Here is a 12,197-nt window from a genome sequence, read left to right as displayed (position 1 = left end):
TAGCCAAAATGCACCCATACCGATGCAGAAGCTGTTGAGCTACGGCAGTCATTGGATCAGGAATTTGGGCAAATAGAAGCCAACTGATGGTACCTGACCAACTACGCTTATATTTGGCGTAAGCGTACGGTAAACACCCCGCCAACACGGTAGTCTGTGAAAAGACGAAACCCCGGTTGGTGGCACAACCGGGGTTTCAAGAAGTGGGTGATGCAACACCTAACTTCTTAACCAATGAAGAAGGTTCGTGCGCAAAAGGAGAAGAAGTCGAAGTGGCTTGCCTTCTTCTCCGACCCCCAAGAGCTGCTTAAAGTAGTTCTTGGGGCGGTGATTCGAGCAGTGGTTTCCCACTGGCTGAATCGTCCGTAGAATGGTAGCAGGGTGGGCCTCGGCCTGCCCTGCTATTTTGCTAACTGTTCTGTATATCAGTGTCAGCCATACAAACATACGAGAGATTAGGATTTATAGTGCCACCGTTGTTATAAATTAGTCCCGAATTGCAGCACGCTGCTGGAGTAAGTTGCGCAGAAGTTGGAGCCGGGCGTACGCTTGGTAATCTTTGCGCGTTGCTTTGCCCTAACTGCTCCTGCCGATGCTGCATTCTTACCGGATTGCTCTTATCCTGCTGCTTCTCCTACCCGCCACGCTGACCAGCGCACAAAAGAAGCTTCCGCTCAGCATCCACACGCTGCGCCTACCCGCGGAAATAGCCGACCGCAACAACCAGTTTTCCGGTCTATTCACCTACGGTAACCAACTGCTGCTGCTCTCCGAAAGCCGGTTGCAGGACCGGGCCGAGGCCAAGGTGTACGCCCTCGACCTACTCAGCATAGACCGACAGCTGGCCGATACCACGCAAGCTGTCACCTACCAGAAGTACGCTATCCAGCATCTAGATAAGATACGTGCCCGCCTCGATTCGGCGTGTCAGGTATACGAGGGCTTGGAAGGTATTACGCTGGTGGGCGACACGGCCTACTTCACCATTGAAACCACCACGCCTTCCACCTATTGCTACCTGATAAAGGGCGCAGTACACGCAGCCAACGCCGCCATCGTGCTGGATACCGACTACCTGGTGCCGCTGCCCAAGCCAGCCCTGACGGACAACTCGCATATTTCCAACGCGGGCTTCGAGGCAGCTACGGGCTACAACAAGAGCCTGCTGCTGCTCTTCGAGTACAACTACTTCCGGCACGACAACTACGCCCTGCGCATCCCCAACGCCACCCGTCTACCCGATATTCCGCAGCAGGTGCCGGTGCAGCGCCTACCCTTCCGCATCACCGACTTGGTGTATGAGGGCAAGAACCGCTTCACGGCCATCAACTACTTCTTCAATGGCGCCGACGACAGCGTGTACCGTCCTACCCCCACCGACCCAAATGCCCGCCTGGTGCTGGATGGCAGCGGTAAGTACCAGAACTATTGCCGCCTGATTCGGCTGCGTTACAAGCGCGACAAAATCAGCTGGAAACCACTGTTTGAGCTGCCGCGCGAGTACATCACTTACAACTGGGAGGGCTTGGCGGCGTACCGCGGCGGCTACTTTCTGATCAACGATAAGTATGGCCCTTCCGGCCGGTCTACCCTGCTATATATGCAGCGTAGGTAGGCGTTGCACTAGGTTATAGCTACTTTAGAACGTCATGCTGAGCTTGTCGAAGCATCTCTACCGCTTCGTTGCCGACATCGGGAGATTACTCACGGTAGAGATGATTCGACAAGCTCAGCATGACGTTCTACCAAGTTCCTGCCCTCCTATGCGCTACTGTATTGCTTTTTTATTGCTGCTATTGAGCCAGTTGGCGCATGGGCAGAAGGCCGTACCCTACGGCCACAACTCCGCCGCCGGCCACTACGCCACCGTGCGCGGCGTGAAGCTGTATTACGAAACCTACGGCGCAGGCGCGCCCTTGCTCCTGCTGCACGGCAACGGGGGTAGCAGCCAGGACTTTGCGAAGAACATTCCCTACTTCGCCAAGCGCTACCGCGTGATTGCGCTGGACAGCCGCGCCCACGGCCGCTCCGTGGATACTGGCGACTCGCTGAGCTTCGAGATGATGGCCGACGACTGCGCGGCCCTGCTCACCCACCTGCGCCTCGACTCGGCCTACGTGCTGGGCTGGAGCGACGGCGGCATTACGGCCCTGGTGCTGGCCCTGCGCCACCCTGGCAAGGTGAAACGCCTGGCCGCCACCGGCGCCAACCTCTGGCCCGACTCTACCGCCCTAACTCCAGCGCTGTGGCAGCAGATGCGGCGTGGCTACCGCGAAGGCCACGGCCAGACCTTCACCGACGCCAAGCGCCGAAACGACTGGAAAGTATTTCTGCTCGACTGGAAGGAGCCCCACGTGCCGCTTTCGGCGCTGGCAAGCATCAAGGCACCCGCCTTCATCATTGCCGGCGACCGGGACGTAATTCGGGCCGAGCATACGGTGGCTATATATCAAAGCCTACCCCGCGCCTGGCTCTGGATTGTGCCCAACAGCGGCCACGGCACCTTGCAAGAGCATGCCGACGAGTTTAACCAGAAAGTTGATCTGTTTTTCCGGGCAGAATCTCGTTTATCCACTGCACCATAGCTTGCTGATTATTAGCTGAATCAGCTTACGAATCGGCTACCTTTTTTGTATACTTGACCACCCCGAAGCAGTCCATCAAGGGCTACGGAAACAGCTATAGCTAGGCTACGCAAGCCGTTGCCATAGCACACTACCATGCAAAAGGAGGTTCCCGATACGTTGTATCGGGAACCTCCTTTTGCATGGTAGTGGCTGCGTTTAGCTTACGGTAGGAGGGTTGTTGGGGGCGGGGCCGTTGCCCGATAGTTGGCTTACCATGTCGTCGAGCAGCTGTTTGCTGTAGCCGATCCGCCGGGCGTAGTCCAGGCACAAATCGTACTCGCGGGTGTCCATATCGCCGTCCTGCAACATCATTTGTACCAGCGTTTGCAGCTCCAGGGTTTTCTGGGAGCCATCGGCGGGCACAATAAAGCTAAGAACTTCCAGGTTGTCGGCCAGGGGTTGTACGTCCTTGGCCGTGAGCCCGATACGGTTGCCTACCTGGAGCAGAAACTGGCTTTCTTCGTCTTGCAGCTTACCATCGGCGGCGGCAATCAAAAGCAGATTCTGAAAGAAAGCGAGTTTTTTCTGCTGCGTATCCAGCAGATCTTCGAGCGTGCGGGTATGTTGCATGAATTCTAAAATCGGTTGAGTGATGTATGGCGGTGCACCCTCCCTGGGGTAGGGCGCAGGCCTTACTTCAACGCGAGTGTATCCCCAAGGTTATTCCCACTTCTGAGTATACGGATTCGCTATACTCCGGCGGCCGTCGCGAAGCACCAGCATCGCCGACAATCTACACTCACAACGCTTCCCTACCCGAGCAGCCACACAGCTCAACGAACCGGCCGGTGATACGGTCGCATACCCAACAGTACGTTCCTGAAGCCTTGTGCATGGGTAAACGCTGAGAATCAACCACTCAATCTTATTTTCAATTGGTAACATTGCCTTAATAACAAGGCAACAATCAAGTAATAGGTAATGCCGCACTTTGTGCCAGCATTACCTAATCATGAAGAAACTGTTATTCCTCCTGTTGCTGCTCGCTACCGGCACGGTATACGGCCAAACGACCAGTGCACCGGTTTCTTCCGCGCCGGCTCCTGCCAAGCAGTGGTTTCAGTCGGTATCGGTGCGGGGCTACGTGCAGGCGCGCTACAACCGCCTGCTGGAGACCAACCCCGACCTGAACTGCGAGCAGTGCGACAAATCGTGGGGCCGTAACGGGGGAATTTCGCTGCGGCGGGTGCGCGTTGTCTTCTTTGGTCAGCTGCATGAGCGGATATACTTCTACATTCAGCCCGATTTTGCCAGCACCATCAGCGGCAGTTCTACTCTGCATGTGGGCCTGCTGCGCGATGCGTATATCGATGTAGGGTTGGATAAAGCCAGTCAGTTTCGGGTGCGGGTAGGGCAGAGCAAGATTCCGTACGGGTTCGAGAACATGCAGTCCAGCCAGAATCGCCTACCCCTGGACCGCAACGACGCGCTGAACAGCGCTATAGCCAACGAGCGGGACCTGGGCGCTTTCGTGTACTGGGCCCCTACCGCCGTGCGCAAGCGGTTCAGCAAGCTGGTGAAAGATGGCCTGAAAGGCTCCGGCGACTACGGCGTGGTAGGTGTAGGCGTATTCAACGGCCAAACGGCCAACCGACCCGACCTGAACAACCAGCGCCACGTGGTAGCGCGCGTGACGTACCCACTGGAGGTAGGCCAGCACATCATCGAGCCGGGCTTGCAGGCGTATACCGGGGAGTATGTGGTTGGCAAAGACCAGCTTTCCAGCGGCGTAAAGCACCACCCCGATCTGCGCTACCCCGACCAGCGCGTGGCGGCCACCTTTGTGCTCTACCCCCAGCCATTTGGCGTGCAGGCCGAGTACAACATAGGCCGCGGCCCTGAGTTCAACCCGCGCACCGACAGCATCGAAACGCGCCGCCTGCACGGGGGCTACATCCTGCTCAACTACCGCCTGCACTATGGGCAGCAGCAGTTCTACCCTTTCCTGCGGGCGCAGTATTACAACGGGGGCAAAAAGCACGAGCGGGACGCGCGCAGCTACGCCGTACACGAAGCCGAGCTGGGCGTGGAGTGGCAGCCGTTCCCCGCCTTCGAGCTAGTCACGATGTACACGCTCTCGTCGCGCCGCTTCGAGGATTTTCAGCGGCCCGATAACCGCCAACGTGGAGGCTTGCTGCGCTTGCAGGCGCAGGTAAACTTTTAAGTTGCGGCCCTACCCTACCAGTTCGTCGAGGGGGGTGGTAGGCAGAGGCCGGTCGGGCACGGTGCCGTCGAAGCGGGTCCAGGGTTGAAGCGGTTCGATGGGCATGGTGACGAGGTGCCGCACGGTTTGTGCGGCCGCATCGGGGTAGGCCGGCACGCCGATTTCCACTTGCTCTTGCGGCACGTTGAGGCGCAGGGTGCGGTGCAGCCGGTCCCACAAACTCAATACTACCCCAAAATTGCTTTGCGTTTCGCGGCGCACCACAGAGTGATGAATGCCATGCGCGCGCGGCGTAATCATCCAGGCAGCCAAGGGGCCCTCCACGGCCAAGGGTAGGCGGGTATTGGAATGATGAAAGGCCGTGCAGGCCTCAAACACGGCCTCGTAGGCGAGCAGCACGCCGGGGCGCACGCCCAGCAGCATGGGCACGCCGCCGCGGTAGGGAATACTAGCCAACATTTCCCCCGCATGAAAGCGCCAGCCCGTGCTCAGGTCCATATCGAGGTCGGTGTGGTGCACGCGATGGAAGCGCCACAGCAGTGGCGCGTGCAGCAGGCGGTGCCAGGAGTAAGCCACGTAATCCAGTATCAGCAGCTCGGCCAGCAGGCGCACCGGCTCCGGCCACCCCAGGCGGTGCAGCCCCCAGCGCCGGTGGGCTGCTACCTGCGTGAGGCCTACCATAGCCGGCAACAATCCCAGGCGCAGCCCCACCAGCGAGGGCACCGACACGCCCACATTACGCGCCCACCGCTCGGCACGTGGCCGGGTACGGCGCCGCAACGGCCACACCGTTTCGTTCACGAACACCGCTGCGGCCACCACCACCAGCGCGGGCGTTGCCCAACGGTCGAACTGCTTCAGCAGCGCAGAATTGATAGAGAAAAAACGCATGGGGTAGTAATTACTGATTGTCTGTTAGCATTGGTCAGCGTGACATAGAAGGGCAAGTTGTTATAACGGTTTGACTAACCATGTGTCCCAGGGATAGTCAGTGAAACTTGCTCCGTAGTCCAGGGCTGCCACCCTGGAACGCATGGTTCGCCAAACCCCTATAGAACGTCATTCTAAGCGTGTCGAGGAATACTCCACTATACACTCCTACCCTCTTGTACCGGTAATCCGGGCTGCAACAACGGCCGTAGCTCCCGCAACGGCACGAACACCCTAATTTCTCCATACGCATAGGCTGCTACTTCATAAGGCTGATATATGAACACAGCCCCGCCGCTGGTTAGGTACACGTTGCGCGTTACGGGTAGCGTTTCGTCAAACAAGGCGTTGCGTAGCGGCTCACCGGGCTTCAGGCCCAGGCTGGGGCGGGCGTAGCGCGCCAGCAGGGCCTCCAGACGCGGCTTGGCATCGGGCCGGAAAATGGCTTCGTACGGCAGTGGCTGGCCTGTGCGGGTATCGAAGCTGAGCACGTGGGTGCCGTAGTTGCCATGAGCGCCGCCGGTGTACGAATAGTTGAAAATGCCGAGGCTCAGTAGATTATCCGCATTCCAGAGCACGTACGTGTCGCGCTCGTCGGTATAGTTCAGCATGGCCATGGGCCGGCGGCCGGCGCGGCTGGTATCGGCCTCCATCTGCTGAAACACGGCCTTCATATCCTCCTGATAATCGTTGACGAAAACCCGGCGCATCGCTTCCCAGATAGTAGGTAAGGCCGGCGCGCTTCCCGCAAATACCGTGTCGCCGCGCAGCAAGTGCAGCAGGTTGCCGGCAAGAGGCTGTCGGTTGCCAGAGGGTAGGACCGTATGCAGGCTGATGCGGCCCCACACGCTATCGGCAGGGTGCTGGGGGCGGGCGCGCACGGAGTCGCGGAATACGTGCGTATCGAAGGCCACGCCCTGGCTTACGGGCAGCGGCTGGAGACGCACGGTTTGCCCCGCCACTACACCTACCCAGGCTTCGCCCGCCTGGCGCAGCCGCCATACTGGCCCCTGCCCCCTGGCGTTCAGCCGGCTATGACTGGTTTCGCGCAGCACCAGGCTATCGGGGGTGCTGGCAGGGGTGCTGGCTAGCTCGTAGGGCTGTCCGTCGGGGCCGGTGTAGAAGCCAATCACCCGCCCGATAGAAGGTGCATCGCCGCCGCCACCCAGGTTTTGCAGGTGCACCGTTACGCTGTCGGTAGTGCCGGGTAGGCGGGTGCGGTATTGCCGGTACCACGCAGTAGGCGTTGCGGGAGCCGCAGTTTTTGGAGGAGTAGAGGTGGCTGTACTGGCAGCAGTCTTCTGCGCTGGCGTATCAGGCTGACAGCTTGCCAAACACAGACCAGCCAGGAGTGCGTAATAGCCACTGTTTTTTGATAAAAACATGAGAAATGGCGAAGAAAATAAACTTGTATAAAATCCTGACATCTGTTTTCTATATGCAAAGCAGAACCGTATAGGTCACTACAATTTTAATTTTCCACAACCAAACTCCCCCCTACCATGAGCTTTATCAAAGTTGGTCAAGATAGCAAAGGCCAGGACGTTAAGTTACACTATGTTGACTTGGGCCAAGGCCCGACTATCGTACTCATCCACGGCTGGCCGCTAAGCTACGAGTCTTGGGAATATCAGTTGAATGAATTGCCCAAAAACGGCGTGCGCGTGGTAGCCTATACCCGCCGGGGCTTTGGCCATTCGGATAAACCCTGGAATGGCTACGACTACGACACACTAGCCGACGACCTGAAAGCCGTACTCGAAGGCTTGGATCTGCAAGATGTAACGCTGGTAGGCTTCTCGATGGGCGGTGGCGAAGTGGCCCGCTACATGAGCCGCCACCAGGGCAACCGCGTGGCTCGCGTAGCCTTCGTTTCGGCCGTGACGCCCTACCTGCTGAAAACCGATGACAACCCCGATGGTGTAGACAAATCCACGTTCGACGATATGGTGGATGGTCTCAAGAAAGACCGGCCCGACTTCCTGACCACCTTCGGCAAGCAGTTCTACGGCGACGGCCTGCTGAGCAACCCCGTGAGCCAGGCTACCCTCGACTGGTCGCAGTCGCTGGCCCTGCAAGGTGCACCCTACGCCACCGAGCAGTGCGCCCGCGCCTTCAGCGAAACCGACTTCCGCCAGGATTTGCAAACCATCAAGGTACCCGTGCTGTCTATCCACGGCGAGGACGACAAAACGGTGCCCTATAAGAACAGCGCCAAGCGCCTGGATCAGTACCTCTCGCACGCCACCCAAATCGTGTACGACGGCGCCCCTCACGGCCTGCTCATCACCGATAAGGAGAAGCTTAGCCAGGACCTGCTGACCTTCGCCCACGGCTCCGATAACTTCGACCGTGACGGTGCTGAGCAAGATCAGTATTAGGCTGTAGTGGCTTTAAAGCCTATTAAAACCCTCCTCAAACATAGCTTGGGGAGGGTTTATTTATGTTCGCACCCGCCTGTCATCCTGAGCTTGCGAAGGATCTTCTCACGCATGAACGAGTCGTTGAGACGCTTATCGTTCTAGCGTGAAAAGGTCCTTCGCAAGCTCAGGATGACAGACTTTTTCAACCTTCTCCTTCAGCTAAGAGCACAAAAAAGCCGGTAGCAGCGCTACCGGCTTAGTTGAGATATGCATGCCAGTTCTGATCTATGGTGCCGGCACTGAGCTTGAGGAAGCCAGAAAGAGTAGGCTTCTTGGGCATCTGTCTAATGACGAGGCCAGCCTCCTGGGGGGTACGGTGCCCTTTACTGTGGTTGCAACGCGAGCAAGCCGTGAGCAGGTTATCCCAGTTGGAGGTGCCGCCGCGCGAGCGGGGCATCACGTGGTCGAGCGTTAGGTTTTTGGTGGAGCCGCAGTACTGGCACTCAAAGTTGTCGCGCTTCATAATGTTGTGGCGGCTTAGGGTGATGCCTTTGTAGGGCACCCGCACGTAGCGCTGCAACCGAATGATGCTCGGCTTGGGGTAGGACTGGCTGATGGTGCGCAGGGCGCCGTGCTCGGAGTTAGCCACCATCTCGGCTTTGTCGAGGTAGAGCAGCACAAACGCCTTTTGCACGCTACACAGAGTAATGGCGGTGTAGTCGCCGTTCAAGACAAGCACTTTCTGATCCATACACTTTATGAGGAATCTAACCAACGAAAGCTAGGTGATTCTCAGCGTATAAACAAGTGGTGAGATGGTGAAATAGTGAGATGGTGAGTTGTCGTTCTACTGACGCAAAATACGCCACCAGCACGATAACTCACCATCTCACTATTTCACCATTTCACCTTACAGCACCCGCCGGATAAGGCGCAGGGTGTGGGAGTATTTTTGCCGGTCGCGGCGGAAGATGCCGTTGTGGTCGAGGGGGTCGATGCGGACCTCGCCGCTGGCGTGCAGAATGCGTTGGTCTTCTAGCACCATACCCACGTGGATGATGCGGCCTTCGGCGTTGTCAAAAAAGGCCAGGTCGCCGGGGCGTGCCTGGGTTACAAAGTGCACCGTTTGGCCCAACTCTACCTGCTGGCGAGCGTCGCGGGGGAGCTGCACCCCCACCAGCCCAAAGAGCTGCTGCATCAGCCCCGAGCAGTCGATGCCGAACAGGCTTTTGCCGCCCCATACGTAGGGCGCTTTCAGGTGCAGCTGCCCTACCTTCAACAGCAGCGCGAGGCGCTTGTCTAGGTCGCCGTGGGGGCCGTGGCCGTTTTGGGGGTTGGTGGCGGCACCGTTGTAAAAAAGTTGCTGCTCGCCCAAACGCAAGGTCATGCCATCGAAAAAGGGTAGGCGCGAGCCAATAATGACGGGCACGCGGGTAGTGGCGTCGCTCACCATCTGCACCAGGTCCAGACTGCGGGGGTGGTCCTGGGCTTTCCAGGCGGCCAGGTACTCGGCCGACACGGGCGTGTGCTGCTTGCCGTCAATCCAGCCCACGTACTCGTCGGCGGCGCTACGAATTTGCTGCCAGGCGCCCTGCACCAGCAGGATAGAGTAGCACTCGCCAAAGACCAGCTCCGTTACCAACTCCGCCTTGTCGCTGGGCTCGGCCCGCACTGGCATAGTGCTCAACGCACAGATTCCGTGTTCCAAACGGTGAAATAGTGAGATAGTGAAATGGTGAGTTGTTGTTCTGGGTAGCAGCGCAGCACGCGCACCGGCGCAAAATACGCCACCAGAACGACAACTCACCATTTCACTATCTCACTATTTCACCATTTAGTACTCCCGCGCCCGCGCCATTTCGCGTTTCTGGTCTTTGGCTTTCAGATCTTCACGCTTGTCGTAGAGCTTTTTGCCTTTGGCCAGGGCAATTTCCAGCTTGGCAAAGCCCCGGTCGTTCACAAACATTCGGATGGGAATGATGGTGAGGCCTTGCTCCTGCGCCTTGCCGGCCAACTGGCGCAGCTCTTTTTTGTTGAGCAACAGCTTCCGTTCGCGGGTGGGCTCGTGGTTGTTGTAGGTGCCCTCGGTGTATTGGGCAATGCGTAGGTTGTGCACCCACAGGCTACCGTCGCCGTGGAAGGTGCAGAAGCCGTCCTGCAAGTTTACGTTGCCCTCGCGGATGCTTTTTATCTCAGTTCCTTGCAGCATCATCCCGGCGTCGTACTTCACCAGGAATGCGTATTCGTGGCTGGCGCGGCGGTTGAGGATATTGATGCGCTTGGGTTTCTCTTCTTTCTTCATTGCAGATGTTGCAGATTCTCGGGATTTCGCGGCGGGCCGGGTAGGGTCTTCGCGGGGTGGGTCGGCTGGGCCGACGTAGTAGAGGCGCTATACGCTGGTTTTGTACTACTTCGTTGCAAGGCGCTGCGGGTATAGTTGCGCCATCTAGTTGTAAACTAGTTTGTATGTTTACGCAACTTCCGGTGGCTGGCTTAAGTTAACCATCTAAACGGAAAGGACTTGCACCCTCCTCGCCCGGCGTTGGCCTATTGATGCAGCAGCGCGTACGCGCTGGCAAACATCAGCAGCCACCGACCAAGCCGCAGTAGCAGCTTAACCGGGAGCCTGACGACGATTACCACGTAATCATCGCCGCTGTTTGGTTCGTTCCTCATGGTTTCCAAGTTTAGAGGCGAACAAATCACCCACTTCGAAGCCCGTGGTTTGCCGACCACGGGCTTCGCTCGTTTCAGCCGGGGCTGACGCAAGCGCCGTGGTTGGCGGGAGACTACCGCACAGCGAGTCAAATATAGCTGTTAGTCAATGGCTGTCATTTTGACCAGCAGGAGAAATCTCGCGTGCTGCATCAGAACGTCATTTCGAACGCAGTGAGAAATCTTGCTTGATAGTAATTGCTATCTGAAGTCAGCACGCGAGATTCCTCGCTGCGCTCGGAATGACGTTCCTTTAGTCTTACCCTACCCCTCCCCTACTCACAACTTCAACCGAGGGTCGGGGCTGATGAGCTGGTTGGTGAACTGGCCGGCCTGGTATTGGAAGTGGCCGGTCATGGCTACCATGGCGGCGTTGTCGGTGCAGAACTCAAAGTCGGGGATGAACACCTGCCAGCCTTCCTCGGCGGCTAGCTCCTGCAAGGCCGTGCGCAGGCCCGAGTTGGCGGCTACCCCTCCCGCCAGGGCCACTTGCCGGAGCTGCTGGTCGTGGGCAGCGCGGCGCAGCTGGCGCAGCAGGGTTTGGATGATGGTATGCTGAATGCTGGCGCAGAGGTCGGCCAGGTTTTCCTGCACGAAGTCAGCGTTTTGCTGAGTTTGTTGGCGCAGGAAATACAGCACCGAGGTTTTCAGGCCACTAAACGAGAAATCGTAGCCGGGCATGGCGCCCACCGGAAACGCAAAGCGGGTAGGGTTGCCCTGGCGGGCCAGCTTGTCGAGGTGGGGGCCGCCGGGGTAGGGCAAGCCCAGCAGCTTGGCGGTTTTATCGAAGGCCTCGCCGGCTGCGTCGTCGATGGTCTGGCCGATGATTTCCATTTCCATGGCGCTGCGCACCACCACCAGCTGGGTGTGGCCGCCGCTCACGGTGAGGCACAGAAACGGAAAGGCAGGCTTGGGGTCCCGGATGAAATGGGCCAGAATGTGCGCCCGCATGTGGTTGACGGCCAGCAGCGGTTTATCCAGCGCCAGGGCAAACGTCTTGGCAAACATGCTACCCACCAGCAACGACCCCAGCAGACCCGGCCCCTGCGTAAACGCTACCGCGTCGAGGTCGGTTTTCGCTACCTTTGCGCGGCGCAACGCCTCCTGCACCACCGGAATCAGGTGTTGCTGGTGGGCGCGCGAGGCCAGCTCGGGCACTACCCCGCCGTACTGCTCGTGCACCTGCTGGGTAGCCACCACGTTAGACAGGATTTCGCCGTTGGCCATTACAGCCGCCGAGGTATCATCGCACGACGACTCAATGGCCAGAATAAGAGGAGCATTCATAAGCAAAAAATAAAAGCAGCACCGGTGGCATACTTAATCGGCAAAACAACCAGCGGTACAGACTGCAAAGGTCGCGGAAAACGTTAAACCCTAAAGCAGGACAATCGTCAA

At 58.2% G+C, this 12,197-nt stretch carries 12 protein-coding genes; 5 read left to right on the top strand and 7 right to left on the bottom strand.

The genetic code is table 11. From position 1 onward, the window contains the following. Positions 1–234: 234 nt before the first annotated feature. The 3 genes from H8B15_RS21185 to H8B15_RS07760 all read left to right on the top strand — a co-directional run bounded on the left by H8B15_RS21185 (position 235) and on the right by H8B15_RS07760 (position 2,585). The gene (locus H8B15_RS21185; protein ID WP_281383920.1) at positions 235–369 is read left to right on the top strand and encodes a hypothetical protein; all 135 of its coding nucleotides are present in this window, start codon (positions 235–237) and stop codon (positions 367–369) included. Positions 370–592: 223 nt separating this feature from the next. Next, the gene (locus tag H8B15_RS07765) at positions 593–1,615 is read left to right on the top strand and encodes a hypothetical protein (RefSeq protein ID WP_187319093.1); all 1,023 of its coding nucleotides are present in this window, start codon (positions 593–595) and stop codon (positions 1,613–1,615) included. 148 nt (positions 1,616–1,763) lie between these two features. Continuing rightward, on the top strand, positions 1,764–2,585 hold the full coding sequence (locus H8B15_RS07760) for an alpha/beta fold hydrolase (RefSeq protein ID WP_187319092.1): 822 nt from the start codon (positions 1,764–1,766) through the stop codon (positions 2,583–2,585). Positions 2,586–2,783: 198 nt separating this feature from the next. Here H8B15_RS07760 and H8B15_RS07755 read toward each other — a convergent pair whose 3' ends face one another. Then, on the bottom strand, positions 2,784–3,197 hold the full coding sequence (locus H8B15_RS07755; RefSeq protein WP_187319091.1) for a TerB family tellurite resistance protein: 414 nt from the start codon (positions 3,195–3,197) through the stop codon (positions 2,784–2,786). A gap of 382 nt (positions 3,198–3,579) precedes the next feature. Between H8B15_RS07755 and H8B15_RS07750 the strand changes: the two genes are divergently transcribed. Beyond that, positions 3,580–4,791 carry a porin gene (locus tag H8B15_RS07750; RefSeq protein ID WP_187319090.1) on the top strand — a complete coding sequence of 404 codons (1,212 nt, stop codon included), beginning with the start codon at positions 3,580–3,582 and terminating at the stop codon, positions 4,789–4,791. A 9-nt stretch (positions 4,792–4,800) separates the two neighbouring features. Here H8B15_RS07750 and H8B15_RS07745 read toward each other — a convergent pair whose 3' ends face one another. Continuing rightward, a complete protein-coding gene (locus H8B15_RS07745; protein WP_187319089.1) occupies positions 4,801–5,682 on the bottom strand; it encodes a sterol desaturase family protein in 882 nt (293 codons plus the stop codon). A 197-nt stretch (positions 5,683–5,879) separates the two neighbouring features. Then, the gene (locus tag H8B15_RS07740) at positions 5,880–7,106 is read right to left on the bottom strand and encodes a DUF3298 and DUF4163 domain-containing protein (RefSeq protein WP_187319088.1); all 1,227 of its coding nucleotides are present in this window, start codon (positions 7,104–7,106) and stop codon (positions 5,880–5,882) included. A gap of 117 nt (positions 7,107–7,223) precedes the next feature. Between H8B15_RS07740 and H8B15_RS07735 the strand changes: the two genes are divergently transcribed. After that, the gene (locus H8B15_RS07735; protein WP_187319087.1) at positions 7,224–8,102 is read left to right on the top strand and encodes an alpha/beta fold hydrolase; all 879 of its coding nucleotides are present in this window, start codon (positions 7,224–7,226) and stop codon (positions 8,100–8,102) included. A 238-nt stretch (positions 8,103–8,340) separates the two neighbouring features. Here H8B15_RS07735 and H8B15_RS07730 read toward each other — a convergent pair whose 3' ends face one another. The 4 genes from H8B15_RS07730 to tsaD form a co-directional block, all read right to left on the bottom strand. Next, a complete protein-coding gene (locus H8B15_RS07730; protein WP_187319086.1) occupies positions 8,341–8,835 on the bottom strand; it encodes an HNH endonuclease in 495 nt (164 codons plus the stop codon). A gap of 159 nt (positions 8,836–8,994) precedes the next feature. Then, a complete protein-coding gene (locus H8B15_RS07725; RefSeq protein ID WP_246455348.1) occupies positions 8,995–9,792 on the bottom strand; it encodes a C40 family peptidase in 798 nt (265 codons plus the stop codon). 126 nt (positions 9,793–9,918) lie between these two features. Further along, entirely contained in the window at positions 9,919–10,386 is a 468-nt protein-coding gene (smpB, locus tag H8B15_RS07720; RefSeq protein WP_185280981.1) for an SsrA-binding protein SmpB, read from the bottom strand. Positions 10,387–11,078: 692 nt separating this feature from the next. Then, on the bottom strand, positions 11,079–12,086 hold the full coding sequence (gene tsaD / locus H8B15_RS07715) for a tRNA (adenosine(37)-N6)-threonylcarbamoyltransferase complex transferase subunit TsaD (protein WP_187319085.1): 1,008 nt from the start codon (positions 12,084–12,086) through the stop codon (positions 11,079–11,081). Between the last annotated feature and the right edge of the window lie 111 nt (positions 12,087–12,197).

This window comes from Hymenobacter citatus (assembly GCF_014333615.1).
GTDB classification, from domain to species: Bacteria; Bacteroidota; Bacteroidia; order Cytophagales; family Hymenobacteraceae; genus Hymenobacter; species Hymenobacter citatus.
Note: the sequence above shows the minus strand (reverse complement) of the source record. Positions and strands in the feature narration are given on the sequence as shown.